Source organism: Spiroplasma endosymbiont of 'Nebria riversi', assembly GCF_018831625.1.
In the GTDB taxonomy this organism is placed as follows: Bacteria; Bacillota_I; Bacilli_A; order Mycoplasmatales; family Nriv7; genus Nriv7.
On record NZ_CP065193.1, the window covers coordinates 975,008 to 1,001,661 of the forward strand.

The following is a 26,654-nucleotide window of genomic DNA, read 5'->3' on the forward strand; positions in this document are numbered from 1 at the left end:
TATTTTTTTAAAATCGTTGATTTTTAATTGAACTGTTGTGTTAATACTTTTAAAAAAGATTTTAATATTTCTGAACAACAAAAACAACCATATAATTTCTCTTTAACGGATGCTAAATATTATTATTACAAAATTCTTAATGATGTTAGAAGATTTATTGATAGTCAATTAAATATCCGGTGAAGGGTTGATCTTGAAGTTAAGAAAATTAAATGAAGAGCTAGTAATTCGGATTTAACAGCAGCTTTAATTAGTTCATTTGATTTATATGTTGATTGGCCCGTAACTAGTTATTTAGATGTGTATTTGTGAAGTAATAAAATGCAAAAGTATTATTTAGCAACAGGTATTAGTTATAATGTTGGATTTAATATTATAAAATAAATTATTAAGGTAAGATGATGGGATATATCACTTTGGTTGCGTTTAGTTTTCTTAGGTATTTTTAAAAAAAGAAAAAATAATCATTTACTATAAATTATTTCAATATTCAAATTAAGTATATATTTCTTATGTAGATTTTTGTTGTAAAAAATTATTTTAATGTTGGTTTTATAAGCATTTTACTTAGGTTTTATAACCTTTTATTAAGATTATGTTTATTAATATTAAATATTTTGTTTTATTACTTATTTTTCAAATAAAAAGGTAATCAATTTTTAGTTGTTTTTCTTTCAAAATTATTTAAACCTTTTCCTGCCTAACAAAACTTTATGCGTCCATCACTGTTTTAATGACAAAAGTGATTTTTTCACATATAATTAAAGATATATATAGTATATGAAAGGAGAATAATTAAATGTTTAGTTTTGGTAATTTTTTTAAAAAAAAGCAAATTGAAATTTTATCACCAGTAGATGGTGAAGTAATTAATATTACTGATGTTGATGATGAGGTGTTTAATAAAAAGATGTTAGGTGATGGTGTCGCAGTAATTCCTGCTGCCAATGAGTTTTATGCACCGTTTGCAGGTACGATAACTTCAATATTTCCTACGAATCATGCTTATGGAATTCAACATCGAACAAAAGTAGAATGTTTACTACACATTGGTTTAGATACGGTTAATTTAAAAGGTAGGGGGTTTGAACCAAAAGTTAAACAAGGTCAAAAAGTAAAGGCTAATGAATTATTAGCAGTTGTTAATTGAAGTGAAATTGCTGGTGAGATTAAATCAAATCAATCGCCGTTAATTTTTTTACCTGATAGTTTAAAAGGTAAAAAAATTACTAATATTAAATTAGGCGCCGTTAAAGCTGGTGAAGTTATTGCAATAATTCAATAAATTATTTAATAAAAAAGATGAATTCAATGAATTCATCTTTTTTATTAAAATTAGTATTATTTAGAATTATTTTTTAAATAAGTGTCATATAGTTTTTCAACTTCTTCTCAGTTAATAATGTCAAAAAATTTAGTTACATAAGTTTTACGGTCGTTACGATAGTCAATATAATAGGCATGTTCTCAAACATCAATACCGATTAAAGGATAGGATTTTAAAAATCAAGGATTATCTTGGTTAAAGGTGTTAAAAATTTTTAATTTGCCATTACGATCAATTAATAATCATGTTCAACCACTACCAAAGACTTGTAAGGCGGTGTCGCACATTTTTTCTTGTCATTTTTCCATTGACCCGTAGGTTTCTTCAATGAGAGTTTTTAATTTACAATTACTAATTGGTTTGTCTTTAGCTAGGATACTAAAAAAGAAATTATGGTTAATTAATCCGCCACCAAATTGGCGAATACCAACATGGCATTCATTTGGTAAGGTTAAATAGTCGCGCATTAATTGATTTAGATCGGTAGGTTGATTGTTATTTTCTAATTTTGCAAGAGTGTTATTTAAACCATCTTCATATGCTTTGTGATGTTTGTTGTAATGATAATCCATTGTTTCTTTAGATATAATTGGTTCTAGAGCATCTAACGAATAATTTAATTCTTTTCTTTGAAACATTTATAATTTCCTCCTTTTAATAAATTAATTATATACACATATACTATATAAATGTATAATAATTGTATAAGAAAGTAAAAATGGAGTAAGGTTTAAAGATGAGTTCTGAAAGTTTTTCGCATCCCCAACAATTAAAATCGCACAAATGATATCGTCCACAGTATCGAATTCCAAAAACTTTTGTTGATGATTTACAGGTTTATAATTATAAAATGTTTTCTAAAGTTAGTACTTGTTTATTTCTCATAACAGTTTTTTCTCTTCCAATAATTTTTGATTTACTTCGGATTTATGTTTTAAATAATAATAATTATATTTTTTTATTTTTAATTCTTAATTTAGTTTCGTATGGTTTTAGTTTTGGATGATTAATGATTGAAGATGCAAAAAAATTTATTAATAGTGGTGCTTGAGCAATTTATTTATTTGTAGCTTCCCAAACAGTTAGTACGATTTTATTTGCTATTTTTATTAAAACATCGCCATTATTTTATGAGCAAGTTGGTAATAAAATTGAACTTACGAATGCCGGTTATGCTCTTAGTTCTTTTATACAAAGCATTACTGGATTAGTAACAATTTTTATAATTTTGTTTTTTAGTAAGCAGTTAGCAAGTAGGATTGGTAATACATTACTTTATAATGTGCTATTAGTTGCTATTGTGATTATTATTTCTTTGTTAATTATTTTTCAAGTTACTACTGTTTTTAATTTTATTAATGATGCTATTGGTACTAAGAAATCCGCTAATCAAACTGAAATTGAAAAATCTTTAAGTACTATTAGTGGCAAGATTGGTTTATTTATTATGGTTGTTATTATAGCGCCATTATTGGAAGAATTAGCAACTAGGCATAGTATTTTTATACTATCAAGATATCGTTGATTGGGATTTTTTATTTCTTCTTTTTACTTTGCTTGAATGCATGTCCGCCTGGCTGGCGATATTCAAAATATTTTTAGTTATTTAGATTTTTCTTTGTCGTTGTCATTAATATTTATTTTTAGTCGTGAGAATGTAACATATTCATTTGTAATTCATTTAATAAATAACTTGATTAGTTATACAGTTTTGGTTGCAACTTAGGATGGTACAATTTGTTATTGAAGAAAATGATGCTCATCAAACAATTATTAAATTTATGCGTAAAACTTTTAATACTGTTCCTTTACGACTAATTTATAAGTTATTTCGTTTAAAAAAGATAAAATTAAATGGTGAAGTTATTACTGATTTGAAGTATTATTTAAAACCTAATGATACGATTATTGTTTTAGATAATTTAACTTTCAAAGATGAAGTAAAAAAGCAATTTGCTAGTCAAATTGCTTTAACAATTATTTATGAAGACGAATATATTTTAATTGTTGATAAACCCCATAATGTTTTAATTCACCATCCTGTGGGTGAATGTTTAGATTTAGCAGTTCGTAAGTATTTGCAAATTAATAACAGTTATTCTTTTACTATTAGTCATGTACATCGTTTAGATAAATTAACAAGAGGTTTAGTAATTTATGCGAAAAAGAAAATTGCTTTAAATATTTTTCATCAATTTTGAAATCAAAATAATATTACTAAAAAATATTTAGCGTTATTAGCTACTAATAAGGAATTACCATTACTTGTTAAAGGTTATATATTTCAAGATATTATGCAAGGAAAAATGGTGTTTAGTCCTAAATTAGAATTGCCAAATTGTAAAGTAGCAGTAACGAAGTTTAAAATGTTTAAAAAAGTATTAAAGTTTAGTTGATATGAGATCCAACTGATTACGGGAAGAAAACATCAAATTAGAGCATCTTGTGAGTATTTAAAAACACCGATTGTGGGTGACATTAAATATGGTTCTAAATATAATTTAAATGATCGTATTATGCTTTTTGCTTATAAGTTAGAGTTTGAAAATTTACCGGTTCCTTTGGATTATTTAAATAATAAACAATTTGTTTTACCAGATATTGATAAGATATTAGAAATAAATAGCAGAGAAATTAATTAATTTTGTGATAAAATAATTTAAATTGAAGGGGAATGGTCAATGTATTCAACAAGCAAAAGTTTTTTTAATACACTGTTAGGAATTATTGGAACATTTTTAGGTTCTGTTTTTCAGTTTGTTCTTATTTATTTAATAATTAAATATTATGGGGCGAAGATGAATGGATTAGTACGAACTATTATGGCAATTTCATTTACTATTGGTTTGGCTGAGAGTAGTTTAGGAATTATGGGAATTTTTTATTTGTATCATCCCTTAGCAAAGAAAGATTGAATTACTGTTAATGATATTGTGGGTACGATTAAAAATAATTATATTAAAACGGGGATAATTTATTTATCATTAGTTATTTTTTTAGGTTTAGGGTTTTCTTTGTATGCCTATTGAAATAATGTTAGTGAAATTATTACTGATGATGTTATTCAAGTGATGCCGTTTTGACAATTATGAATTATTATCATATCGTTGTCATTAAAAAATTTAATTTCATTTTTCATTGTAGGTGCTTATGAAAATTTAATTCAAGCAGATAATGGTAATTATTTTAATCGGATTGTGCATTTAACTTGCGATTTATTAGTTTTTACAGGTGTTATTTTGCGAATGTGGATTAGGGCTAGAAATGGTAATCCCAATGCTTATTTACCATTTTTAGTTTATATTTTTCATGGAATTATTAAGTCAATTTTAATTTATATTTATGTGAAATTAAAGTATCCGTGATTGCAAACTAAAGAGTGAACTAAAAATGATAAATTATTGCAAGAGAGTAACTATGTTGCGGTTAAAAGTTATGCGGTAGCAATTTTTAATAATATTGATTTTGTTTTAATTGCTTTATTTATTGGTTTTCGTACAGCGTCGGCGTATTCCATATATATGACGGTGGCGATAAATATGAGAGTAATTATGTTAGTATTTATTACTTCGTTTAAAGACTTTTTTGGTACATGAATTTCTTATCAAGGAAGAATTCGTTGGAATACATTTGTTAAATTTGAATTGTTTGCTTATATGGTGGCTGCTTTTATGTTTGTTGTGCAGTTTATTATGTCACCATATTTTGTTAATGGCTTATATGGTGAATTGAAGGTTCAAATGTTAGCAACTGTTAGAAGTTCTAGTAATCCAGAGTTTGAGAATATTGCGATTAAGACTATTTTTGATACCCCGCATTTATCGTTAATTTTTGCTATTAATTCAGCATTATTAATGATAAGTGAACCGGCGAGTATTTTAATTTATGGCGCGGGAAGACATCATGAAACTACGAAGCATGCTTATATACAAGTGGTTATTAGTTTGATTATTAGTTTAATTTTAGGGTCAGTTTTTACATATTATTTAAAAGATGCACAGTTAACAATTTATGCTTTAGTGTTATCAACAACTTTTGGGTTATTTTATCGCTGAATTTATAGTAGTAGTTATACTTGGAAGTATTTAACATATAATAGTAATGCTCGGTTTTGATGAAAGAATTTGGCAATTATTATTATTCCAATGATTTTTTCAATTGTTATTGCTTATAAATTAATTTTTTCTAATCCTTATTATCAATTTGCTAACTATGAACAATTGTCGTCACAATTAGGAATTAAAGGAATTATAAAATTATTTATGTTAATTCTTGTTATTTCTGTTCCGGGGATTATGTTATTAGCAGCGATTACTGAACCTTTGCAGTTAATGGCGATATTATCACGAAGTTCATTAACTAATTGGATTATTGTTCGTTTAAAAAAACAATTGAAAAATAAAGATGATTTTTATACAAAAGATGAATTGATCGCTTTTAATGATCCCGATAAAATTAAAGTTCATAGTATTGAAGCCGAAGATAAATGAAAAGATAATCAGCGAACAAATAGTAAAAATGAGCAACAAGCAGTTTATACATTAACAGGTAAAAATTAATTTAAGGAGAAAAAAATGAGTTTACAAAAATTTAATGTTCATTTTACGAAGCAAGAGTTACTCACAGGTACAGGAATTGGTGTTATTTCAGCTTTTATGTATTCATTAGCACCATTATTAATTATTTTTTTAGATACGCGGGCATTAAATAGTTTTATTTTAGCAACAATGCAAGAATTTGTTTCTTGAATTTTAGTTGTTTGTCTTACTAATAAACCATTAAAGTTTTTAAAACAAATTTGGAAAAATACTAAAAGTATGTTAGGGATGATTGTAATTATTGCTGGTATTTTTGGTGGCCCGATTGCGCAAGTGTTGTATGTTTTATCAATTCAATTGGCAGCGCAAATGAGTGCTACGGCAACAGTGTTGGTAAATATTGCTCCAATTTTTACGGCTTTATTATCAAGGTTACTATTAGAAGAAAGATTATCTTTTATTGCTTGGTCCGGATTACTTTTAACATCTTTAGCGGTTATTGGTTTGGTTATTTGACAAATTATTACTGAGTTTAATAAAACAATATTAAGTCCTGACCCTAGTGATATTCAACCGTGAGTAAAAGCTACTTGGGCAATAATTTTGTCATTGTTAACGGCGATTTTATATGCGATTGAATCAACAATTCTTCATTTTGCAATGAGTAAGTCTAAAAATAAAATTAATGAGAAGGATGCATTAATTTTAAAAGCGTTTAGTTCATCGTGGATAATGTTAATTTTTGTTTTACCAATAGTTTCGGTAATAGGTGGGGGTTATGGTTATGAAGGCTGAGTTCAATTTAGAATTTTTGGTGAATTGAAGGGGTTAACATTTTTATTTATTATCATTTCTAGTTTTGCGATTGCAATTGGGCGAATTTTATTTTTTCGCAGTATTAAAATTTTAAATGGTTCTTATGGAATTGCTTCTCAATTGGCGATGTTGTTATGAACGCCATTGCTTTCTTTAGCAATTTTTGGTTTATATAAAGTTACTAATTGTGATTTTGGTATTATTCAATCTAATATTTTAGATATGCAAATTAAATATTTGTATTTGGGTGTGACGCAATGAGAATATTATCTCTTTTTAGTCCCAGTGCTTATTGGGTTAATATTGTTGCTGTTTAATGAAAAATTTTTAAAAAAAGATAAGGATTTTTGAACACCTCCAATGGAGTTGAAATAGTATATAATTAGTTTAAAGTTTTACTTTTTTATATTTTTTTGTTGTTATTAAATATTGATGCGTATTTACTTATATAAAAAGGGAGATATACAATATGGATTTATTAGGTGCTTGAGGTATTATCGGTTTTATTGCGATGATTTTATTAGAAATAAAATTAGTGTTTGTGGTGATATGAAGTCTTGATCGTTTACTTGTAAAGCGTAAAAAAGCAGTTAAAGCAACTAGCATAGAAGAACAAGATAATACTATTGAAGAAGTTGTTCAAGAAAATATTAAAGAAGTTAAGGTTAAAAAAGTTAAGTTAGATGGAAGTGCAGTTCCAGACGCTACTACTATAGTAGAAATTCATCAAAATAACAAAGAAGTGCCAGAAGAAAAACAAGAAACGGTTCAAGAAACAAAGTTATAATATGTTAAAAAGTCAATCAATTATTTATTGATTGACTTTTTATTTATTACTAGTTAGAGTTTAATTTATTAAATTATAATTTTAATTTTGTAGAAAACTCTTGATATTTATTGAATATTGGATAGTTTACAATAAGTTGGACCATATTTATGTGGACTTTCAAATAAAATAAAATTATTAAGAAAGTAGGAAGATAAAAATGGGGAAAAACTCATATTCAAATGAATTTAAAAAACAAATTGTCATGCTTTATCAAAACGGAAAAAGCATTGTTGAAATTATTAAAGAATACGGAATTTCAAAATCAGCCGTATATCAGTGAATTGAAAATTTTAATAATTTTGGGTCATTTAAAGTGCAAGATAATCGCACTGTCGAAGAAAATGAATTAATTTACTTGCAAAAAGAAAACCAACAATTACGAATGGAAAATGACATTTTAAAGCAAGCAGCACTGATAATTGGCAAAAAATAGGAATTATTAACAATAATAAAGAAAAATATTCCGTGCTAAAAATGTGTCAAATATTAAAAATAGCAAAATCAACATATTATTATCAAACTAATAATTGTGTTAAGTATGATGTTAATAATTATGAAGAAGAAGTTATCAGTGCATTTAATAAAAGTCGTAAAATTTATGGTGCTCGTAAAATTAAAGCTGTTTTAATGAGAAAAGATATTATCTTATCACGTCGAAAAATCAGATTCCTTATGATCGAAAATAATTGGGTCTCTAAATACACCAAATTAAAATATCGTAATCACAAAACAATGGTTAATAATGACCAGATTAGTAATGTTTTAAATCGTCAATTTAATAACAAAAAACCTAATGAAGTTGTTGTTAGTGATTTAACATATGTGCAAGTTGGAGGAAAACGACATTATATTTGTTTATTAATTGACTTGTTTAATCGAGAAATAATTGGCTATAGTGTCGAACCAAACAAAACCGCTGAACTAGTTCAACAAGCTTTTCATAAAATAACACGACCATTAAATAAAATAACTTTATTTCATACTGATCGTGGTTGGATAGGTTACAATAAGTTGGACCATATTTATGTGGACTTTCAAATAAAATAAAATTATTAAGAAAGTAGGAAGATAAAAATAGGGAAAAACTCATATTCAAATGAATGTAAAAAACAAATTGGTATGGCAACCCTTTTTTGGAAACTTTTTATGTAGACTGTTGTTTTCTAAATTCAACAGGCGTTAAATAATTTAGGCTGCCGTGAATTCGAATGTTGTTATATCAATTAACAAAATCAAATAATTCGTATTTTAATTATGTTAAATTTTCAAATTTTTTACCCTCAATAAATTCCGTTTTAAAGGTTTTGTAAGTTGTTTCAGCAACAGCATTGTCATAAGGACACCCCTTATTGCTTAATGATCTTTTAATTTTAAAAGTGCTTAAAATTTCATCAATAATTTTATTTTATTTGAAAGTCCACATAAATATGGTCCAACTTATTGTGACCTATCCATATATATATATATTATATATCCATAATTCAGAAGGAAAACAAAAATATTTATGTAAAAATTGCCGTGCAAGTTTTGACGCTTTTCGTAATCATTTTATTTATTGAAGTCATTTAAATTATGAACAATGAAATTTATTGATTCAAATTTCATTGCTGGGGCAATCTAGTAAAATAATTTCTCGTTTTATTAAAACTACATTAAAAACTGCTTGATATAATCGTCAAAAATTAATGAAATCAAAATAATTAGAAAATACCCAATTAAAATTTAAAAAATTATCTGGTAAAATCCAAATCGATGAAACATTTATTAAAGAAATTCATAAAGGAAATTTCAAACATAAAACTGATCCACGAAGAATTCACCTTGACCCATTCGCAAATAATACTAAATGCTGTATTCAAATAGCAGTTGATAATAATAACAATATTTATGTTAAATCCACAAACACCAAACGTTTACAAAAACAATGAGTTATTGAAAATATGAACAAAGAATTAATTAACCAAAATTCAATTATTACTTCTGATATGCAAAAATTATATTTTTTAGTAGCAAAACAAACAAATTCTACTTTGTGTGTAACTAAAACAACAATTAATCCTGAAGCTAGTTATCGTAACTTAAATAAAATCAGTAAATTACAATCTAGTCTTAAAGAAGCCTTAATTCATTATCATGGTTTAGTTTTTACTAATATTAAAAATTATTTAAATCTCTGAAAATGAAAATACCAACATAAGGGTTTAACTCCAAACCAACAAACAGCGGTATTATATTTTAATGTATAAAAAATTAAATTAAAAATAGTAATTTTACATAAAAGCCTTTTAAAATTATCAAGTTGATGATTTTTTTTATTTTATCAAGAGTTTTCGACGAAATTAAAAATTTTTCATTGTGTAAAAATTTAATAATATGATAAAATGGTAACGAATAAAAATGAAAATAACAAGAAAGGCAGGGTTAGTTTAGTAATTAAATAATATAATTAACTGATTGTTTTACTTCTTCAAAGCAATACCTAAGAAAACTAAACGTGTAGAAACCATATACATATGACAAGATTTTGGTTTTTACAAGTTTTCTGTTAAATTGATAAATAAATATGAGCTCATTTATTTATTACAAGAAATATAAGGTTAAATTAATATTTATTATTTTTAGTTATGCCTTGTATTTTTTGCGCCTTGTTGTTGATAAACTAAGTTTTTTAGTAAACGAAGTTTACTAACAAGTTATGTTAATTTAGTTTAAAGAAAGAGTTTAAAGAGAAATATATTGAACTAAGTTAAAAGACTAATTTAAATATAACTAAATTAATATAACTAAATATTGTAAGGGTGGTATGTATATGAGAAATATTGAAAATATTTTTTTAAATACTGAAAAATATCTTTTGAAAGAAAAGCAAAATGCAGTACTTATTAAAGCGCCAGCAATTCCCCGATTGTATGAATCTACTGGTATTTGGTTTTCAAAACGATTTGTTTATAAAGGAAAATATGAGAATTCTATTTGTATCGGAATAATTAAAGATGGTGAGTATCAGTTGGTTTTAGTTAATAATAAGAAAGGTCAAGAATCTAGTTTGATTTTAGGTCATGAGTTGTTAGGTTTTTTTGTTGCGGAGAAAGAGATTGCTAAAAAGGATGTAAGTTTTAATTATTTTAAAAATTCATTTTAAAGGTGTTTTAAGGCATTTTAAGAATAGAGGTAAAGAAAAAAATAGTTTAAAAAAATTTAGGTTGGTTTTTATGTTGTTTAAACGGTGCGTAAAGCGTATGCTCCGCCCGTTATTTATCGATGTTTTTTGAGTTATTTAACTAAGTTATTGCATTTTTTGATTTGGTGTAGTAAAAAAATTAATTTTGGAGTTTAAAAAATGAAAATGTGAGTTAATGTGGATGAGTCTGGCAAAGATTATTGTCAAGAGTTTATATATTTTATTAATAAAAAAACCGGATTAGAACAAAAAATTTGAGCGTCTAAATCTGCAGTTGAATCTGTTAGAACTGATTTAGTTGGTGATAATTGACTTTGTGTTGATTTTGTTGAACATAATTGTTTAAAAAAATAAATTAATTAGAAAATTAAGGAGAAAAGAAAGATGAGTATATTTGGATTAGTATTTTTTACTATTTTAACATTATTACTAGCATATTATATTGCAGTTAATATTTATCGGTTTTTTAAAGATAACAAGAAATATGGTGGTGAAGCAAAACAGCTACCAAAAGATTTTACTTATGCACAAAGAATATTTATTGCAAAATTTAAGCGAAATTTGTTAGAACAAAATGAAAAAGAAATTAAAAAGTAGGTTTAGAAAATGTTTAAAAAAATAATTATTGAGTTAATTGAATTAATTTATCCGACTGCCGATTTACCGCCTCAAGTTGTATTTTTGTTTTCAATTTTAATAATTGTAATGCTCTTCTCAGCAATTATTTTTCTACTCTTTTGGCCTTTTAAACGGTAATTATTATGTTTTTAGTTGCTTGAAAAGATTTAGATTGAGAAATGACAAAATTGTATTTTTGGGATTTATTTATTCAAATTAAAGTTATTCCGGCGTGAGTTTCTGGTAAAGAAATTGATTTAACTAAAGAACTACTTTGACTTGTAATAGCAAATATTGCGTTTTGAATGGTATTAGTAGTTATTGTCTTATTTATGATTATTTTATTTTATAAGGTTAAATCATATTTTGTTTAGAAAGGGGGTGATTATATGTTTAGAATTTTTCTTGATGGAGTAACAATGTACCAGTAAAAATTACTGGTGAACAAGCGGTTACTAACTTATGAAAAGCATTAATTACAGCGTTCGGTAATATTTGAACTGATATTATTGGTGGTAATATGCCAAATGTCGTTAATTTCTTTGCTACATATTGAGTTTTCTTGCTTGGTGTGATTATTGGTTTATTTTTAATCGCTTTCAAAATGTTTGAAAAATTAATGCCCGGTAGATAATAATAAAAATAAAGAAAGTGTGATTTACGGATGTTATTTTTTAAGAAAATAAATTTAAGATTATATGATTTTGTTGTTTAGATGAAAAACATTTACTGTTATGAGATGAAACTAACTTATTTTTAGAAGGAACCGACTATAAAGAAAATGATAGAGTAACCCAAGGTTTACAAGAATATTTTGCTTCAGCACGGCAATTTACCCATATCGTATTAGCGGGCGGGCAACGAGCCGAACATATATGAGTTAAAGTTCGCGATATTGCGAATTCAATAATTGTAGGCATTAGAAAAAAACCGGTTAGTATTTTCCGACCATATTTACAAGTTATTTACGGCACTTTTAAATCGGTAAGCGAATACGAACAATGACGTTTAACTCTAATTAATGCAAAAAATGATAAAAAAGGTCGCAAAATCAAGTATCGTAGCGTTCCGGAATTAAACATTTATTTCTTTAAATTGAAAATTCCGATGTCAATTTTAAATCTTTACGATAATAAATATTTATCATTCTTGCGTGAATTAAGTAATCGTGCTTTGAATGATAATTATCAACATAAATTTTGAAATGATAATGTAATGGATATTGAAGCATTAGAATATTTAAAAATGGAAAAATTCAGTAAGATACTTACTAAGTTAAAAAATAATCTGAAGAAGAAAAACAAGTAAATGAGTTTAAAAAATGGAAAAATTAGAAAAAATGGCTAGTTTGATTGGCGATATGTTTTATAAAGTTTTTGATTTAATTTGAACTTTAACCATTCCTGGAACAGATATTCGTATTATTATTTTTCCACTAATTATGCTTGTGATAAATCTTGTAATTGGTGACATTTTAGGTATTCATATTGAACGACCAAAAGTTGGTTTTCGTAAAAAATATCGAAAATCAGTTGCTAATTGAGGAGCTAAGAAAAAATCATCTAGTGGTCCAATTAAGAAATTTAGTGGTAATAGTCCTAAAAATAGACCGTGAGTTAACCAACACGGACGGCGAATAAAAAGGTAGGTTTTAGAAAATGTTTAAATTAATAATATTATTTATTCTTGTTTCTGTTTTTTCTATTTTTGCTTTAGGTGATTTTTTAGGTTTATGAGCATATGTGCGTGAGGGTTTAGAATATTTTAATAAAGTTTTATCAAAAAATATTAAAATTTTAGATTTGTTTAAACCAATGATAAGGTTATTTTCTCAACATCCGATTTTTCAAATTTTAGGAACAATTTGTATTTTATCGACAATATATTTAATTTTGAGAGGACCTACTGAGTAAAAAAATACTTTGAGAGGAGTTTAAAAAATGAAAAAGTTAAAGAAAATATTAAGTATTAAATGATTTAAAAGCATTTTAGGTTTTATGCATTTTTTTATTATATTTCATACTGTTATGGTTATGATTTGAGTATTTTTAACAAGAATTAGAACTAATATAGATGGATTTTTTAAAGATTTTATATTATTTGATTTTCAAAATGTATTTCTTAAAGTGTATTTTTGATTATTAATGGTTTATTTGTTAATAATTGCTATTAAGTTATTTATTAGGGGTTATTACTTTAATAAAATTTTTAGAAAGCATCAAACGCAAGTTGCTAATTGTGAATGTCCAAAACATAATCATTATAAATTTTTTGATGCTTTTAAAGCAATAAAAAAGAGTTTTAAGACATGATGAAATGCATAAGATTATTTCTTGATTTATTATAATGTTTATTGGTTTGGTACCATTAGGGGCTTTCTTTGATACAAAACAACCACCAAAACCTAATATGGAACAATCTTTTATAAAGCGAGAAAAACGAGCAACTAATACTAGTCAATGTGGCAATAGTTGCGAATTAGAATTTTCTAATATTTATAATAGTTTTTTAATTCCCAGCAAAATTGGCGGAGGGGCTAAAATTAAGTTTCAAGATAACATCGATTTACCACTTTAAATTAAAAAAACTCGCATTTTTAGTTTATCTCTTGGTAATAAAAATAAAGATTGAATTAATTTTTATAAAAATAATGGTGTTAAAAAAACTTACGATGATTTTAGTTATTTAGATTTAGATTTTGGTTATGAGATTTCTGAGATAATTAATGTTAAGATAACATTTACTAAATCAATAGGATTATCTTATAGTATAACTTCATTTTCGGCGGGAATGCCCTCTTTACCAGAAAAAGATAAAGAACAACCATTGCCTACCGAAATAACTAAAAATGATGGTGAATATCAATATAATCAGTTTCAAGATAAATTAGACTATTTAATGACACAACGGCGAGATTTTGATAAATTTAATTATAGTTATTTATATTGAGTCCCAATTTTTAATTTCTTTGACAATAATTTTAAATATATGAGTGAAATTTCAATTAAATTAAATGGTTTTAAACAAAATATTAAATTTATTTTAAGTCGCAAAAATTCATATCCACCAGGTTTCATTGAAGAAGTTATTGTTAGAGAACTTTCCTTTTCTAGTTTTGGTGATGTTATCACTATAAAAACTGAGCGTGGTAGCATTGTGGGTGTTAATGAGTTTTTAGAAAATGGTAAATCGCTTTGAAAATCTGGCTCACGAACAAGTTTTGGAGAAGATTTTATTAATACCTTTTTTGGACAAGTTAATTATTATGATAATACCTTCCATTTTTTACGATATGATGACAAATTAAAAGTTGATTTTAAAGATTTTGTGCTTTATTATCAAAAAGATTTAACTATTAGTTTTATTAATGAATTATTTAACAAAATTTATAAAGTTTTAGGTGAGTTTTTTGTACAATTCTTTTATGCAAGTTTTGATATGGATACTTCTACTTATGTAGAATTAGATTACAAAGGAATGCAACAAATTCCTAAAAATGTTTTACAAATGGGCTTTTTCTATCGCTCCTTAATTACTTTTTATCCTAAACAATATTTAATTAATTTTGATTCAACAATAGAAAATAGTAAGAATATGATTTTTCGTTCGTATTTTTTTGTGAAAGATAAACAAATTGCTAATGATTTTAAAACTGGTAAAAATTCTTATCAAATAGATTTTAATGTGTTAAAAGCATATGATAACCAATTATGAAATGCTACTAGTAATAAACTGCATTTTTACAACGCCAAAGTTGATGTGATGTATGGAATTAATATTTTTGCGCTAACTTTTCCGCTATATAAAAAACAAAGTGAAAGCACTGAATATCATTATTCTTTATACGATTTTAACATTTTGAATTCTTTTTATAAAATATAATTCCTTTGAAAGGAGGATTTTTATTTATGTGAAAATTTTTATCAGCTTTAAATTTAGTATGTATAATGTTTATTTCTGGGTGTAATAAAAATAGCAATGATTTAAAAAAATATGATTTAGAATTTTCTAATATTTATAATAGTTTTTTAATTCCCAGCAACTTGAAAATCGTATTACAAAAAATACGATTTTCTTAATTTAAGGAGTTTAAAAATGAAATATATTATTTCCCAAGCTGATTTAGCAGATTTAAAAGCAAAAGTACAAAGTTGACTAAGTGCTAATTGCCGTAATCCTTATTACTATAAAACTAAAAAACGCATTACTGCCTATTTAAATTTATGTACTTATTTCTATATTGAAGAAACTACTTTAACAAAACTTATTAAAAAATATTTTAAGAATGCAACAAAAACTTTTTATCGTTGGGCACAAAAAATTATGACTGCTTATTATTCTGACAATTTAAATTTGTTATTGTTTAAAACTACAAAGCCACAAAATCTTAATTATCAATATAGTTTAAATTCTCGCAAAAAAGTATGTGATTTATATTTTGATTACAAAAATCTTCAAGCCGGTGGAATGTGGTCTTTATTTAATAATTTAAAAATCGGTTTTCACGATGTTGAAAATTCAAAAATTCCAAAAAATATCAAAACTTTTTATCGCTGAATTAAATCTGACTTTCGTTGGAAAGAATTAAAACAACAAATCAAACAAACTAAACGCAATTTTAAGCGTTATGAAGTATCCGAGATTGGTCTTTTACAAATGGATGCCAAAATAATTACTACATTAAATTTTCCGGTTGATAAAAAATATTACATTTATGATTTTATTGACGAAATGACACGCATAGTATTTGGTTATGTTTATGATAGTTTAGGAACTAATAATGCGGTTAATGCCGTACAAAGAGCAATGAAAGATTTTAACGAACTTGGAATAACCAGTAAACGCCTTCGTACTGATAACGCACCAGAATTTACTACTACTAATTGAAGTAATAAAAAAACATACAAAGTAAAAGAAAGACCTTTTACAACCTTTCTTTCAAGGAACAGAATTGTCCATGAAACCACACCAATTCGCTCGCCACAATCAAATGGCAAAATTGAACGATTTCATCAACATTATACCAAATTATTTTATGTTAAGGATAAAAAGTTAAATCAAAATGAACTTCAACATTATTTAAACAAATATTATTACTTTTATAACTTTGAGCGTCGTCATTCATCATTAAACACTAAAAATCCATTTCAAATATTACAAAAACTTTTAACAAAGTAATTTCTAGAAGTTTTATTAATTATTTTTTATTTTTAAAAAATAATTAATAAAACTTCTAGAAATTACTTGCATTTTAAACTTATACAATTTATACTTTTGTTTTTAACGAGCAACTAAGGTGATTACTCCTAAAAGACTTAATATTTTTTTAATTATTTTATTCCTCTATTTTTTATATAATTCTTTTAATTAATATTAGAAGCAATAACCCCGGTAACACCAGCCACTGCTCCAGAAATTACGGCAGCAGCTCCTGTAAAAGGACTGGTGGCAGCAGCAGTTGCAACTCCTGTTGTAAATCCAAACATTGTAGCGCCGTCTCTTACTGCTTCTAAAACAATTTTTGTATTACTTCTTTTTTGAGGCTCTATTTTATTTATGTTTAAATTTTCTAAATTATTGCTACTTGTCTGTAAATAATTAATTTTATTTTTTGTTGCACTTGAAGCCGGAGCGTTTCCAACAAGCCCTGCCATTCCGCTTCCTGCTATTGTTATTGCCCCTAAGAATCCTAGTAATTTTTTCATATTAATTAATTTCATTTTCGTGAATTTTTAGTAAATACCTAAGAAAACTAAACGCGACCCCGCGTGTTAAATATATTTGTAATTGCTAAGGAATAGTGTATAATATTTAACTGTGTATATTATATGTACCATTATTGATACGCCAAGAAGCGTTGTAGAAAAAGTAATTTTTAATTCAGGAAGGAGACCGTGTTATGGCTCAAAAAATTAGAATTCGTTTATGTGGTTATGATAGCAAAACTGTTGACCAGTCAATTTTTAAAATTGTTCAAGCAGCTCAATTGACGGGAGCAAAAGTTAAGGGACCGATTCCTTTGCCAACCAAAAGAGAAATTTATACTGTTTTACGATCTGTTCATAAACATAAAGATGCTCGTGAACAGTTTGAAATTCGAACTCATAATAGAATCGTTGATATTATTAATCCAACGCCAAAAACTGTAAATAGTTTATCAAGATTACAACTACCAAGTGGTGTGGATATTGAGATTAAATTAAATGCAATTACCTAGTCGACCTTTTAGAAATATATTTTAAAAGGCAATGATATACACAATAATGATAAGTTGGAAAGGACGGTAAAATTCTTATGAAAGGAATTTTAGGCAGAAAAATCGCTATGAGTCAGGTCTTTACTGTTGAAGGAAAGATAATTCCCGTAACAGTTATTGAAGCGCAACCTAATGTTGTTACTGATGTTAAAACAGCAGAAAAAAATGGTTATACTTCGTTGCAATTAGCGGTAGAAGATAAAAGATCTAATTTAGTTAACAAACCATTGATAGGACATTTTAAAAGAGCTAAGACAACTCCGAAAAGGTTTAGTAAAGAGATTCGTGAAATGTCAGGGTTTAATATGGGAGATATTATTAATTGTGATATTTTCACTCCGGGTGAATTAGTGGATGTGCGAGCCATTAGCAAGGGCAAAGGCTTTGCGGGAGTTATTAAACGTCATAATTATTCAAGAGGGCCGATGGCTCATGGTTCTGGATTTCATCGCGAAATTGGTTCAATGGGCGCGATTGCTCCGAACCGAATTTTTAAAGGAAAAAAGATGCCGGGAAGAATGGGACATCAACAAGTTACAATGCAAAATTTGCAAGTAATTCATATTGATGTTGCTAAGAATGCGCTATTAGTTAAAGGTTCAATTCCGGGACCTAAAAAACAGTTTGTTGTTATTACTGAAGCGATTAAGGGCTTAAAAACAAAAACACCACCAAATTTAGTTAACAATCAACCACCTGTTGAAACTACTACAGTAGATGTTAGTAGCGTTGCCCCAGCAGCATAATTATTAAGGAGAAAAAATGATGAAGTTACAAGTATTAGATATTAATGGTAATGTTGTTAAAGATGTTAGTTTAAATGAGAAAGTTTGAAATATTACGCCTCATCAACAAGCAATGTTTGATGCAACAATTGCTCAACAAGCGTCTTGAAGACAGGGAACACATCAAACTAAAACTCGTGGCGAAGTTAGTGGCGGTGGTAAAAAACCATGAAAGCAAAAGGGAACAGGCCGAGCCAGACAAGGTTCAATTCGTTCGCCACAATGAAAAGGTGGGGGAATTGTATTTGGTCCGACAGTTGAGAAAAATTATAAATTGCATGTTAATCGGAAAGTAAGAAAGTTAGCATTAAAATCGGCGTTATCCTTAAAAGCACAAAATAATGAACTTATTATTGTTGATACTATTAGTTTAGAAAAATATTCAACAAAGGCAGTTTTACAAATTTGTCAAAATTTAAAGTTAGTGGATAATAAAACATTATTAATTACTAAATTAGCTGATGAAATGATTGTTAAATCAGCAAGTAATATTGCAAAATTTAATGTCATTGCCGCTAGTGGTTTAAATATTTATGATTTATTGCACGCTAATAAGTTATTAATAACTTTAGAGGCGTTAGTAAACATTGAGGGGGTATTGGCATAATGCATATTACCGAAGTAATTAAAAAGCCAGTCTTAACAGAAAAGTCATATTTAAAAATTAATGTTGATGGTAAATATACTTTTGAAGTTAATTATAAGGCTAATAAGACACAAATTAAAAAAGCATTTGAAACTATTTTTGAAGTAAAAGTTCTTAAGGTAAATATTATTAAAAAGAAACCGAAAGCTAAAAAAATGGGACGGTTTGAAGGATTAACTAATGCTAGTAAAAGAGCGATTTTTACTTTAAAACCAGGTGAAAAATTAGAGTTATTTAATAACGAATAATATTAAGGAGTAAGAGTTATGGCAATAAAGAAATATAAACCAGTTACTAATGGTCGTCGTAATATGACAACTCTTGATTATTCAGTTTTAACAACTGATAAACCAGAGAAATCGTTATTAACTACATTAAATAGGAAATCTGGTCGGAATAACCGGGGAATTATTACTACGCGTCATAAAGGTGGCGGTCATAAAAGAAAATATCGTATTATTGACTTTAAACGTGATAAAGACAATATTATTGGTAAAGTAGCAAGTATTGAGTATGACCCTAATCGTAATGCGTTTATTTCATTAATTAATTATCTTGATGGTGAAAAAAGATATATTTTAGCACCTAAAACTCTTGAAGTGGGAATGGAAATTGTTAGTGGTCCGCTGGTGGATATTAAAGTTGGTAATAGTATGCCAATGGGAAAAATGTCTGAGGGGACAGTAGTTCATAATATTGAATTGCGACCTTTAAAAGGTGGTCAATTAGCTAGAAGTGCGGGAACTAGTGCTCAATTATTAGGAAAAGATGAAAGTGGTCGTTATGTTACGATTCGTTTAAATTCTGGTGAGGTTCGCAAGATATTAGCATCTTGTCGAGCAACAATTGGTGAAGTCGGTAATGAAGATCGGAACTTAGTTAATTGAGGAAAAGCTGGAAGAAATCGTTGAAGAGGAATTCGCCCGACGGTTAGAGGTTCAGTTATGAATCCTAATGATCATCCACATGGTGGTGGTGAAGGAAAAGCGCCGATTGGAAGAGTAGCTCCTGTAACACCTTGAGGTAAGAAGACATTGGGGATGAAAACTCGTAATCCTCGTAAGGCTTCAACAAAATTAATTATTAGAAGAAAGAAAAAATAGGGTAATGCTTATGAAAGGAAATCGTTAAGGATGGGAAGATCATTAAAAAAAGGACCATATATTGCGTCACATTTATTGAAAAAAGTTGAGTTGTTGAATAGTAATAATAAAAGAGAAGTAATGAAAACTTGATCGCGCCGCTCTACTATTTCTCCTGCCTTCATTAATCATACAGTTGCTGTTCATGATGGCAGAAAGCATGTTCCGGTTTTTGTAACTGAAGATATGGTTGGTCATAAATTTGGTGAATTTGCACCAACAAGATCGTTTGGTGGGCATGGAAATGATAAGAAGAAGAAATAGTAAGGAGTTTAAAATATGGAAGCAAAAGCTATTTTAAGAACAATTAGAATTGCCCCCAGAAAGGTGCAATTAATTGCTGAATTAATAAGAAGAAAACCAGTTACTGATGCTTTAGCGATTTTAATGAATACTAATAAAAAAGCTAGTGAGCCAGTACTTAAACTTCTAAAATCGGCTATTGCTAACGCGGTAAATAATTATGCGATGGATGGGGATGCGTTATTAATTAAAGAGGTTTTAGTGAATGAGGGCGCAACTTTAAAACGGTTCCGACCATCAGATCATGGACAAGTTTATAAAATATTAAAAAGAACTAGTCACATTACAATTTTCGTAACAGACGAAAAGGGAGGTAATCAATAATGGGACAAAAGGCAAGTCCGCATGGATTACGACTTGGTATTAATAAAGACTGAGACTCAAGATGATATGCTAAAGATAAAAATTTTGCTAATTGATTACATTCTGATATTAAAATTCGTAAAGTAATTTTGAAAAAATGGAAAAATGCAGCAATTGCTAAAATTGAAATTGAACGCACGAAAGAAAATATTACGCTTTTCATTCATTCTTCGCGTCCGGGCGTTGTCTTGGGACAAGAAGGTTCAAATATTGAAAATATTATTAAAGCTATTCGGCGTGCAATTGGTTTGACAACTAAAAGTAAATTAGACATTAAGATTAATGTTGTTGATATCAAAGTTCCTGATTTGAATGCCCAACTTGTTGCTGAAAATATGGCGCAACAAATTGTTAATCGGGCATCGTTTAGAACGATACAAAAATTAGCAATCCGTAAAGCAATGAAAGCTGGGGCGAAGGGAATTAAAACTTTAGTGTCGGGAAGACTTGGCGGTGTTGATATGGCTCGTAGTGAGGGTTATGCTAAAGGCAGTGTTCCCTTGGCGACTTTGCGAAGTGATATTGATTATGCTAAAGTATCAGCGTTAACAACTTATGGTTTGATTGGAATTAAGGTTTGAATTTATAAGGGTGAAATTTTACCAGAAAAGAAAAATTCTGTTAAGGAGGCGAAGTAATTATGTTAATGCCAAAACGAACTAAATATCGCCGTCCGCATCGTGTTTCTTATGAAGGCAAAGCAACAAGAGGAACTAAGGTTTCGTTTGGTGAATATGGATTACAAGCAGTTGGCAAATTGGTTATGCCTAAAAGAAATATTGTTGTCAATACTGATCAAGTACAAAAAAAACCTGAATTACAAGGTCTTTGAATTACTTCAAAACAAATTGAAGCAGCAAGAATTGCAGCGACAAGATATATGAAACGAGGCGGAAAAGTTTGAATTAACATTTTTCCGCAGATGGCGAAAACTAAAAAGCCACTTGAAGTTCGAATGGGTTCTGGAAAAGGGTCTCCTGAAGAGTTTGTTGCTGTTGTTAAAAAAGGACGAATTATGTTTGAAGTTGCTGGTGTTACCGAAGAAGTAGCAAGAGAAGCGTTAAGACTGGCAATGCATAAATTGCCAATCAGATGTAAAATTGTTAAACGAGGTGAAGAATAATGGCAAAGAAGATATTTAAAGATAAAAGCATTAATGATTTACAACATCGTGCTGAAGAATTAAAAGCAGAATTGTTTGCCTTAAGATTTCAATCAGCAACTGGACAATTAGAAAAGCCTCATCGGATTAAAGAATTACGAAGAGAAGTTGCTAGAATATTAACGCATTTACAAATGAGAAAAGATGCTGGCGAAGTTGTTAAACCATTGAATCAACAAAAAGTTGTTATTTCTGAAACATTACAAAAAGAAATTGATCAAAAAACTAAAGTTGTTGAAGAGAAAGCAAAACCTAAACTTAAAGAAAAGAAATTAGTTGTTGAAAAGCAAGATGATGTTGTTGCTAAACAAATTGAACTGGAAAATCAAAAATTAGTGGCAAAAGAAATTAAAAAAGTTAAAGATGGTGTAGCACCAGTTATGAAAGAAAAGAAAGCTTCTAAGCCGATAACAAGTAAAGATAGTAAAGAATCTATTGTTAAAACAGCAAAAGTTACTAAATCTAAATCAGCAACGATAACCCCTAATACAAAAACTGATGAAAAGTGAGGCGATAATGATGGAAAGAAATAACCGTAAGGTTTATACGGGTATTGTTGTTTCTAGTAAAATGGAGAAGACAATTACTGTTTTAGTAGAAACATATAAAAGTGATCCGATATATAAAAAACGCGTTAAATATTCAAAAAAGTTTAAAGCTCATGATCAAGACAATTCTTCCCAAGAGGGTGATCGTGTTTTAATTATGGAAACAAGACCATTATCAGCAACTAAACGCTTTCGTTTAGTAAAAATTGTTGAAAAAGCAATTATTTTATAGAAAAGGAAGTATAGATTATGATTCAAACTGAGTCTCAATTAAGGGTCGCCGATAATACAGGAGCAAAAGTAATTTTAGTAATTCGGAACTTAGGTGGTTCGGCCCGTAAATTTACAAGTGTTGGTGATGTTATTGTTTGTTCAGTTAAACAAGCAACACCGGGGGGGATTGTTAAAAAGGGACAAGTTGTTAAAGCTGTTATTGTTCGTACTAAAAAAGCTGTTCGCAGAAGTGATGGTACATATATTAAGTTTTCGGAAAATGCAGCTGTTCTTATTAGAGATGATAAAATGCCAAGAGGAACAAGAATTTTTGGTCCGATTGCTAGAGAAGTAAAAGAAGCAGGATTTAATAAAATTGCTTCTTTAGCAACTGAGGTGATATAAGATGATAAAAATAAAAATTAAAAAAGGTGACCAAGTATTAGTTATTGCTGGTAAACACCGTGGTTTTAAAGGACCAGTTACTAATATTTTAAAGAAAAAACTTCGTGTGGAAATTGAAGGCATTACAATTAAAAAAAACCAAAAACCAACCCAAAATGATAAAGGGGAAATTAAAGAAATTCCTGCAAGCATTCATCTTTCCAATGTTGCTTTACTAGATAGTAAAGATAAAACTAAAACAACTAAAATTGGTTATGAGATTAAAGATGGTAAAAAATATCGGATTGCTCGCAAAACCAAGACAAGAATTTAATTGAAGGAGTTAAAATTTGATGAATTATTTACAAAAACAATATCAAGATAAAATTATTCAGGAAATGATGCAAGAATATAATTTTACTTCTACAATGCAAGTTTCTAAAATTATCAAAGTAGTTGTTAATGTTGGTATTGGTGATGCTGTTAGTAACAGTAAAAATATTGAAATAGTAATGCAAGAATTGTACTTAATTACCGGACAAAAACCAGTAATAACTAGAGCAAAAAAATCAATTGCTGGTTTTAAGTTACGAGAAGGAACGCCAATTGGGTGTAAAGTAACTTTACGGGGTACTAAAATGTATGACTTTCTTTATAAATTATTTAATATTAATTTACCTCGGGTTCGTGATTTTCGTGGTTTAAATAAAGCTGGTTTTGATAAACACGGTAACTACACATTAGGAATTAAAGAACAATTGATTTTTCCTGAAATTGATTACGACAAAGTTGTAAAAACAAGAGGAATGAGTATTACTATTGTAATGTCTAGTAATAATCAAAATGAATCATTTTCTTTACTAAAAAAAATGGGTGCACCATTTAAGAAATAGGAGAGGAAAGAAACTGATGGCAAAAAAATCACTAAAAGTAAAACAATTAAAAACTCCTAAGTTTGCAGTTCGCGCATACACTCGTTGTCAAAATTGTGGCCGACCAAAGTCAGTATTAAGAAAGTTTCAATTATGTCGTATATGTATTCGTGAATTTGGCAATAAAGGGCAAATCCCTGGGCTTAAGAAAGCTTCATGATAGGGGAGGTAGTTAGTAAAATATGATGACAGATCCAATTAGCGATATGCTAACAAGAATTCGCAATGCTAACCAGCGACAATTTAAAAAGGTAAGCATTCCGACTTCTAATATAAAATTGCAAATTGCCCAAATTCTGAAAGAAGAAGGGTATATTACCGATTTTAAAATTAATGAGAAACCCAAAGATGGAACTCATAGCAAAATTGATATTTTATTAAAATATAAAGCAAGCCAAAGGGTAATTTGAGGTTTAAAGAGAATATCTAAGCCAGGTCTTAGAGTATATGTTAAAAATAGTGAGATTCCAAAGGTTTTAAATGGTTTAGGAATTGCAATTATTTCGACATCAATCGGAGTTATGACTGATGCAAAAGCAAGAGAAAATCGTTTAGGTGGCGAAGTTCTTGCCTTTGTTTGATAGGGTGATAAATTATGTCAAGAATTGGTAATCGCATTCTATCTGTACAAGATGGCGTTGAAATAAATGTTGCAAAAAATAATATCATAACTATTAAAGGACCTAAAGGAACACTCAATAAACAATTACCACAAAAAATTACTATTATCGTTGAAAACCAAACGATTAAAACTATCAGATCGAATGAACAAAAACATACTAAGCAATTACATGGAACTACTAATTCATTGTTAGAAGGAATGTTAACAGGTGTTACTACTGGTTTTAGTAAAAGATTATTAATTAATGGGGTGGGATATCGTGCTAATATTAAGGGTGATAAACTAAATTTAAGTTTAGGGTTTTCACATCCGATTCAATATACTATCCCTGAGGGAATAACAGTTGTTTGTCCTAAACCAACAGAACTTATTATTTCAGGAATTAGTAAAGAATTAGTTGGACAAGTAGCAGCCGATATTCGTGCTTTTCGACGAATAGAACCGTATAAAGCCAAAGGAATTCAATATGATAATGAATACATTATTCGTAAGGAAGGGAAATCAGCAGGTAAATAGACAATAGTCTAGATTACTTTCAAAGGAGTTAAAAATGAAATCAAATCGCTATGAAGCAAGAAAAATTAGACATTTTCGCATTCGTAAAAAAATAACTGGTTCTGAATTAAGACCCCGACTTAATGTATTTCGTTCTAATAAGAATCTTTATGCACAAATTATTGATGATAGTCAGCACCGGACACTAGTTTCTTACTCAACTTTGCAAATGACAGGTAAGGGTAATTTAAATAAAGCTAGTGCTACTCTTCTGGGAGAAATGTTAGCCAAGAAAGCTTTAGAAAACAATATTACCACCGTGGTCTTTGATCGCGGGGGGTACTTGTATCACGGGAAAATTGCTGCGTTTGCGGAGGCCGCAAGAGAACATGGATTGAAATTTTAGTAGAGGAGAAGTATCTTAATGCAAGAAAAAAAAGATCAACAAAATTTAACGGCATCACCAACTAAGCCCAATTTTGCTAATCGAGGTAGTGATGGTGAACGAAATAAAAAACGATGAACTAAAAAACCAAGCGCTAATTTTCAAAAACCGGTTGAAGAGTTCGAAGAAAAGGTTGTTAAAGTAAGAAGGGTAACTAAAGTAACTAAAGGGGGGCGACATTTTCGTTTCTCAGTAGTAGTTATTATTGGTAACCATAAGGGAAAAGTTGGTTTTGCTACCGGTAAAGCTAATGAAGTACCCGATGCTATTAAAAAAGCAGCAAAAGCTGCTAAGAAAAATACTTTTATGATTCCAATGGTGGGGGTTACTGTTCCTCATGAGGGTATTGGTCATTATGGTGGGGGCCGAGTATTAATTAAACCTGCTAGAAAAGGTACGGGAATTATTGCTGGTGGTCCAGTTCGGACTTTAATTGAAGTATCTGGTGTTCAAGATATTTATGTTAAGTCATTAGGTTCTAATACCTCACTTATTATGATTAGAGCAGCAATGGATGGTTTAAAACAAATGCGAACTAAAGAACAAGTTTATAGTTTACGAGAAATTAAAGAAAAAGTTAGTGAAAAATCACTAGCAAGGGAACAATAATTATGAAATTACATGAACTTAAATATACTGAAAAATCTCGTAAAGATAAAAAACGCCTTGGAAGAGGAGCGTCTTCAGGGCACGGAAAAACTTCTGGTAAAGGACATAAAGGTCAAAATGCTAGAAGTGGTGGTGGTGTTCGTCCTGGATTTGAAGGTGGACAAACGCCTTTATTTCGTAGAATTCCTAAAATCGGTTTTACCAATTTTACAAAGAAACGATATGAAATTGTTAACTTAAGTGCTTTAGAACAATTAGATGTAACTGAAATTACTCCCCAAGTTTTAAAAAGTAAAAAATTAATTAATAGTGAAAAATCATTAGTAAAAATTCTTGCTAATGGTAAAATTAGTAAAGCATTAGTTATTAAAGCTCATAAGTTTTCAAAAGTTGCTAAAGATGCTATTGAGAAGGCTAATGGTAAAACCGAGGTGATTTAA

The 26,654-nt window shown here is 28.4% G+C and carries 46 protein-coding genes and 1 pseudogene; 43 read left to right on the forward strand and 4 right to left on the reverse strand.

Annotated elements, in window-relative coordinates; all coding sequences use genetic code 4:
• The first annotated feature begins 27 nt into the window (after nucleotides 1–27).
• Nucleotides 28–384 carry a hypothetical protein gene (locus tag I5Q57_RS06250; RefSeq protein ID WP_215825718.1) on the forward strand — a complete coding sequence of 119 codons (357 nt, stop codon included), beginning with the start codon at nucleotides 28–30 and terminating at the stop codon, nucleotides 382–384.
• 415 nt (nucleotides 385–799) lie between these two features.
• Nucleotides 800–1,285 carry a PTS sugar transporter subunit IIA gene (locus I5Q57_RS06255; protein ID WP_215825719.1) on the forward strand — a complete coding sequence of 162 codons (486 nt, stop codon included), beginning with the start codon at nucleotides 800–802 and terminating at the stop codon, nucleotides 1,283–1,285.
• 56 nt (nucleotides 1,286–1,341) lie between these two features.
• Here I5Q57_RS06255 and I5Q57_RS06260 read toward each other — a convergent pair whose 3' ends face one another.
• A complete protein-coding gene (locus I5Q57_RS06260) occupies nucleotides 1,342–1,965 on the reverse strand; it encodes a superoxide dismutase (protein WP_215825720.1) in 624 nt (207 codons plus the stop codon).
• Between the two features lie 212 nt (nucleotides 1,966–2,177).
• Here I5Q57_RS06260 and I5Q57_RS06265 point away from each other — a divergent pair, with 212 nt between their 5' ends.
• The 7 genes from I5Q57_RS06265 to I5Q57_RS06295 all read left to right on the forward strand — a co-directional run bounded on the left by I5Q57_RS06265 (nucleotide 2,178) and on the right by I5Q57_RS06295 (nucleotide 8,557).
• The gene (locus I5Q57_RS06265; RefSeq protein ID WP_215825721.1) at nucleotides 2,178–3,053 is read left to right on the forward strand and encodes a CPBP family glutamic-type intramembrane protease; all 876 of its coding nucleotides are present in this window, start codon (nucleotides 2,178–2,180) and stop codon (nucleotides 3,051–3,053) included.
• Nucleotide 3,054: 1 nt separating this feature from the next.
• A complete protein-coding gene (locus I5Q57_RS06270; protein ID WP_215825722.1) occupies nucleotides 3,055–3,969 on the forward strand; it encodes an RluA family pseudouridine synthase in 915 nt (304 codons plus the stop codon).
• Between the two features lie 39 nt (nucleotides 3,970–4,008).
• Nucleotides 4,009–5,886: a hypothetical protein gene (locus tag I5Q57_RS06275; RefSeq protein ID WP_215825723.1), complete on the forward strand. Its 1,878-nt coding sequence runs from the start codon at nucleotides 4,009–4,011 to the stop codon at nucleotides 5,884–5,886.
• Between the two features lie 15 nt (nucleotides 5,887–5,901).
• Nucleotides 5,902–7,056 carry an EamA family transporter gene (locus I5Q57_RS06280; RefSeq protein WP_215825724.1) on the forward strand — a complete coding sequence of 385 codons (1,155 nt, stop codon included), beginning with the start codon at nucleotides 5,902–5,904 and terminating at the stop codon, nucleotides 7,054–7,056.
• 94 nt (nucleotides 7,057–7,150) lie between these two features.
• Nucleotides 7,151–7,468, forward strand: a complete 318-nt coding sequence (locus tag I5Q57_RS06285) for a hypothetical protein (RefSeq protein ID WP_215825725.1) — start codon at nucleotides 7,151–7,153, stop codon at nucleotides 7,466–7,468.
• 199 nt (nucleotides 7,469–7,667) lie between these two features.
• A complete protein-coding gene (locus tag I5Q57_RS06290; RefSeq protein WP_215825726.1) occupies nucleotides 7,668–7,943 on the forward strand; it encodes a helix-turn-helix domain-containing protein in 276 nt (91 codons plus the stop codon).
• Between the two features lie 41 nt (nucleotides 7,944–7,984).
• The gene (locus I5Q57_RS06295; RefSeq protein WP_215825727.1) at nucleotides 7,985–8,557 is read left to right on the forward strand and encodes a DDE-type integrase/transposase/recombinase; all 573 of its coding nucleotides are present in this window, start codon (nucleotides 7,985–7,987) and stop codon (nucleotides 8,555–8,557) included.
• Nucleotides 8,558–8,654: 97 nt separating this feature from the next.
• Here the strand turns inward: I5Q57_RS06295 and I5Q57_RS09465 are convergent.
• Nucleotides 8,655–8,915, reverse strand: a pseudogene (locus I5Q57_RS09465) (IS3 family transposase); the annotation flags it as partial.
• Between the two features lie 22 nt (nucleotides 8,916–8,937).
• Here I5Q57_RS09465 and I5Q57_RS06300 point away from each other — a divergent pair.
• From I5Q57_RS06300 to I5Q57_RS06325, 6 genes are all read left to right on the forward strand, one after another.
• Entirely contained in the window at nucleotides 8,938–9,210 is a 273-nt protein-coding gene (locus I5Q57_RS06300; RefSeq protein WP_215825728.1) for a hypothetical protein, read from the forward strand.
• Nucleotides 9,211–9,240: 30 nt separating this feature from the next.
• Nucleotides 9,241–9,756, forward strand: a complete 516-nt coding sequence (locus tag I5Q57_RS10110) for a transposase (protein WP_440137654.1) — start codon at nucleotides 9,241–9,243, stop codon at nucleotides 9,754–9,756.
• Between the two features lie 563 nt (nucleotides 9,757–10,319).
• On the forward strand, nucleotides 10,320–10,652 hold the full coding sequence (locus tag I5Q57_RS06310; protein WP_215825729.1) for a hypothetical protein: 333 nt from the start codon (nucleotides 10,320–10,322) through the stop codon (nucleotides 10,650–10,652).
• A 198-nt stretch (nucleotides 10,653–10,850) separates the two neighbouring features.
• Nucleotides 10,851–11,045: a hypothetical protein gene (locus I5Q57_RS06315; protein WP_215825730.1), complete on the forward strand. Its 195-nt coding sequence runs from the start codon at nucleotides 10,851–10,853 to the stop codon at nucleotides 11,043–11,045.
• 30 nt (nucleotides 11,046–11,075) lie between these two features.
• On the forward strand, nucleotides 11,076–11,288 hold the full coding sequence (locus tag I5Q57_RS06320) for a hypothetical protein (RefSeq protein ID WP_215825731.1): 213 nt from the start codon (nucleotides 11,076–11,078) through the stop codon (nucleotides 11,286–11,288).
• A 164-nt stretch (nucleotides 11,289–11,452) separates the two neighbouring features.
• Nucleotides 11,453–11,683, forward strand: coding sequence for a hypothetical protein (locus I5Q57_RS06325; RefSeq protein WP_215825732.1), 231 nt, complete (start codon nucleotides 11,453–11,455; stop codon nucleotides 11,681–11,683).
• A gap of 19 nt (nucleotides 11,684–11,702) precedes the next feature.
• On the opposite strand, the gene I5Q57_RS06330 is transcribed toward I5Q57_RS06325, so the two are convergent.
• Nucleotides 11,703–11,912 carry a hypothetical protein gene (locus I5Q57_RS06330; RefSeq protein ID WP_215825733.1) on the reverse strand — a complete coding sequence of 70 codons (210 nt, stop codon included), beginning with the start codon at nucleotides 11,910–11,912 and terminating at the stop codon, nucleotides 11,703–11,705.
• 504 nt (nucleotides 11,913–12,416) lie between these two features.
• On the opposite strand from I5Q57_RS06330, the gene I5Q57_RS06335 reads away from it, so the two are divergent.
• The 8 genes from I5Q57_RS06335 to I5Q57_RS06370 all read left to right on the forward strand — a co-directional run bounded on the left by I5Q57_RS06335 (nucleotide 12,417) and on the right by I5Q57_RS06370 (nucleotide 16,487).
• On the forward strand, nucleotides 12,417–12,617 hold the full coding sequence (locus I5Q57_RS06335; RefSeq protein ID WP_215825734.1) for a hypothetical protein: 201 nt from the start codon (nucleotides 12,417–12,419) through the stop codon (nucleotides 12,615–12,617).
• 13 nt (nucleotides 12,618–12,630) lie between these two features.
• Nucleotides 12,631–12,957, forward strand: a complete 327-nt coding sequence (locus I5Q57_RS06340) for a hypothetical protein (RefSeq protein WP_215825735.1) — start codon at nucleotides 12,631–12,633, stop codon at nucleotides 12,955–12,957.
• 10 nt (nucleotides 12,958–12,967) lie between these two features.
• Nucleotides 12,968–13,222: a hypothetical protein gene (locus I5Q57_RS06345; protein WP_215825736.1), complete on the forward strand. Its 255-nt coding sequence runs from the start codon at nucleotides 12,968–12,970 to the stop codon at nucleotides 13,220–13,222.
• Nucleotides 13,223–13,249: 27 nt separating this feature from the next.
• A complete protein-coding gene (locus I5Q57_RS06350; RefSeq protein WP_215825737.1) occupies nucleotides 13,250–13,633 on the forward strand; it encodes a hypothetical protein in 384 nt (127 codons plus the stop codon).
• Nucleotides 13,626–13,886 (forward strand): hypothetical protein, encoded by a 261-nt coding sequence (locus tag I5Q57_RS06355; RefSeq protein ID WP_215825738.1) that lies wholly within the window; start codon nucleotides 13,626–13,628, stop codon nucleotides 13,884–13,886. Before I5Q57_RS06350 ends, I5Q57_RS06355 begins: the two co-directional genes overlap by 8 nt.
• A 213-nt stretch (nucleotides 13,887–14,099) precedes the next feature.
• The gene (locus I5Q57_RS06360) at nucleotides 14,100–15,191 is read left to right on the forward strand and encodes a hypothetical protein (protein ID WP_215825739.1); all 1,092 of its coding nucleotides are present in this window, start codon (nucleotides 14,100–14,102) and stop codon (nucleotides 15,189–15,191) included.
• A gap of 26 nt (nucleotides 15,192–15,217) precedes the next feature.
• Nucleotides 15,218–15,388, forward strand: a complete 171-nt coding sequence (locus I5Q57_RS06365; RefSeq protein ID WP_215825740.1) for a hypothetical protein — start codon at nucleotides 15,218–15,220, stop codon at nucleotides 15,386–15,388.
• Between the two features lie 16 nt (nucleotides 15,389–15,404).
• Nucleotides 15,405–16,487 (forward strand): DDE-type integrase/transposase/recombinase, encoded by a 1,083-nt coding sequence (locus tag I5Q57_RS06370; RefSeq protein ID WP_215825741.1) that lies wholly within the window; start codon nucleotides 15,405–15,407, stop codon nucleotides 16,485–16,487.
• Nucleotides 16,488–16,672: 185 nt separating this feature from the next.
• Here the strand turns inward: I5Q57_RS06370 and I5Q57_RS06375 are convergent, their stop codons facing one another.
• On the reverse strand, nucleotides 16,673–17,029 hold the full coding sequence (locus I5Q57_RS06375; RefSeq protein WP_215825742.1) for a hypothetical protein: 357 nt from the start codon (nucleotides 17,027–17,029) through the stop codon (nucleotides 16,673–16,675).
• Between the two features lie 179 nt (nucleotides 17,030–17,208).
• Here I5Q57_RS06375 and rpsJ point away from each other — a divergent pair, with 179 nt between their 5' ends.
• From rpsJ to rplO, 20 genes are all read left to right on the forward strand, one after another.
• On the forward strand, nucleotides 17,209–17,526 hold the full coding sequence (gene rpsJ, locus I5Q57_RS06380; protein ID WP_215825743.1) for a 30S ribosomal protein S10: 318 nt from the start codon (nucleotides 17,209–17,211) through the stop codon (nucleotides 17,524–17,526).
• Between the two features lie 77 nt (nucleotides 17,527–17,603).
• Nucleotides 17,604–18,311 carry a 50S ribosomal protein L3 gene (rplC, locus tag I5Q57_RS06385; protein ID WP_215825744.1) on the forward strand — a complete coding sequence of 236 codons (708 nt, stop codon included), beginning with the start codon at nucleotides 17,604–17,606 and terminating at the stop codon, nucleotides 18,309–18,311.
• Nucleotides 18,312–18,330: 19 nt separating this feature from the next.
• A complete protein-coding gene (gene rplD / locus I5Q57_RS06390) occupies nucleotides 18,331–18,957 on the forward strand; it encodes a 50S ribosomal protein L4 (protein ID WP_215825745.1) in 627 nt (208 codons plus the stop codon).
• Nucleotides 18,957–19,244, forward strand: a complete 288-nt coding sequence (gene rplW / locus I5Q57_RS06395) for a 50S ribosomal protein L23 (RefSeq protein ID WP_215825746.1) — start codon at nucleotides 18,957–18,959, stop codon at nucleotides 19,242–19,244. The genes rplD and rplW overlap by 1 nt, the downstream gene beginning before the upstream one ends.
• Nucleotides 19,245–19,262: 18 nt before the next feature.
• Complete coding sequence (gene rplB / locus I5Q57_RS06400) at nucleotides 19,263–20,099, forward strand: 50S ribosomal protein L2 (protein ID WP_215825747.1); 837 nt, start codon at nucleotides 19,263–19,265, stop codon at nucleotides 20,097–20,099.
• 30 nt (nucleotides 20,100–20,129) lie between these two features.
• Nucleotides 20,130–20,402, forward strand: a complete 273-nt coding sequence (gene rpsS / locus I5Q57_RS06405; protein WP_215825748.1) for a 30S ribosomal protein S19 — start codon at nucleotides 20,130–20,132, stop codon at nucleotides 20,400–20,402.
• Between the two features lie 15 nt (nucleotides 20,403–20,417).
• Entirely contained in the window at nucleotides 20,418–20,765 is a 348-nt protein-coding gene (gene rplV / locus I5Q57_RS06410; protein ID WP_215825749.1) for a 50S ribosomal protein L22, read from the forward strand.
• Nucleotides 20,765–21,442: a 30S ribosomal protein S3 gene (gene rpsC / locus I5Q57_RS06415; protein ID WP_215825750.1), complete on the forward strand. Its 678-nt coding sequence runs from the start codon at nucleotides 20,765–20,767 to the stop codon at nucleotides 21,440–21,442. Before rplV ends, rpsC begins: the two co-directional genes overlap by 1 nt.
• Before the next feature lie 2 nt (nucleotides 21,443–21,444).
• Nucleotides 21,445–21,927 (forward strand): 50S ribosomal protein L16, encoded by a 483-nt coding sequence (gene rplP, locus I5Q57_RS06420; RefSeq protein ID WP_215825751.1) that lies wholly within the window; start codon nucleotides 21,445–21,447, stop codon nucleotides 21,925–21,927.
• Nucleotides 21,927–22,499 carry a 50S ribosomal protein L29 gene (gene rpmC, locus I5Q57_RS06425; protein ID WP_215825752.1) on the forward strand — a complete coding sequence of 191 codons (573 nt, stop codon included), beginning with the start codon at nucleotides 21,927–21,929 and terminating at the stop codon, nucleotides 22,497–22,499. The genes rplP and rpmC overlap by 1 nt, the downstream gene beginning before the upstream one ends.
• The gene (rpsQ, locus tag I5Q57_RS06430; RefSeq protein WP_215825753.1) at nucleotides 22,483–22,746 is read left to right on the forward strand and encodes a 30S ribosomal protein S17; all 264 of its coding nucleotides are present in this window, start codon (nucleotides 22,483–22,485) and stop codon (nucleotides 22,744–22,746) included. The genes rpmC and rpsQ overlap by 17 nt, the downstream gene beginning before the upstream one ends.
• A 17-nt stretch (nucleotides 22,747–22,763) precedes the next feature.
• Nucleotides 22,764–23,132, forward strand: a complete 369-nt coding sequence (gene rplN / locus I5Q57_RS06435) for a 50S ribosomal protein L14 (RefSeq protein ID WP_215825754.1) — start codon at nucleotides 22,764–22,766, stop codon at nucleotides 23,130–23,132.
• Nucleotide 23,133: 1 nt separating this feature from the next.
• Entirely contained in the window at nucleotides 23,134–23,445 is a 312-nt protein-coding gene (gene rplX, locus I5Q57_RS06440; protein ID WP_215825755.1) for a 50S ribosomal protein L24, read from the forward strand.
• A gap of 19 nt (nucleotides 23,446–23,464) precedes the next feature.
• On the forward strand, nucleotides 23,465–24,004 hold the full coding sequence (gene rplE, locus I5Q57_RS06445; RefSeq protein WP_215825756.1) for a 50S ribosomal protein L5: 540 nt from the start codon (nucleotides 23,465–23,467) through the stop codon (nucleotides 24,002–24,004).
• A 16-nt stretch (nucleotides 24,005–24,020) separates the two neighbouring features.
• Nucleotides 24,021–24,206, forward strand: coding sequence for a type Z 30S ribosomal protein S14 (locus I5Q57_RS06450; protein WP_215825757.1), 186 nt, complete (start codon nucleotides 24,021–24,023; stop codon nucleotides 24,204–24,206).
• A 19-nt stretch (nucleotides 24,207–24,225) separates the two neighbouring features.
• A complete protein-coding gene (gene rpsH / locus I5Q57_RS06455; protein WP_215825758.1) occupies nucleotides 24,226–24,627 on the forward strand; it encodes a 30S ribosomal protein S8 in 402 nt (133 codons plus the stop codon).
• A gap of 11 nt (nucleotides 24,628–24,638) precedes the next feature.
• Entirely contained in the window at nucleotides 24,639–25,181 is a 543-nt protein-coding gene (gene rplF / locus I5Q57_RS06460; RefSeq protein WP_215825759.1) for a 50S ribosomal protein L6, read from the forward strand.
• Nucleotides 25,182–25,215: 34 nt separating this feature from the next.
• Nucleotides 25,216–25,566: a 50S ribosomal protein L18 gene (gene rplR, locus I5Q57_RS06465; RefSeq protein WP_305849494.1), complete on the forward strand. Its 351-nt coding sequence runs from the start codon at nucleotides 25,216–25,218 to the stop codon at nucleotides 25,564–25,566.
• Between the two features lie 18 nt (nucleotides 25,567–25,584).
• Nucleotides 25,585–26,214, forward strand: a complete 630-nt coding sequence (gene rpsE / locus I5Q57_RS06470; RefSeq protein ID WP_215825760.1) for a 30S ribosomal protein S5 — start codon at nucleotides 25,585–25,587, stop codon at nucleotides 26,212–26,214.
• Nucleotides 26,215–26,216: 2 nt separating this feature from the next.
• The gene (gene rplO, locus I5Q57_RS06475) at nucleotides 26,217–26,654 is read left to right on the forward strand and encodes a 50S ribosomal protein L15 (protein ID WP_215825761.1); all 438 of its coding nucleotides are present in this window, start codon (nucleotides 26,217–26,219) and stop codon (nucleotides 26,652–26,654) included.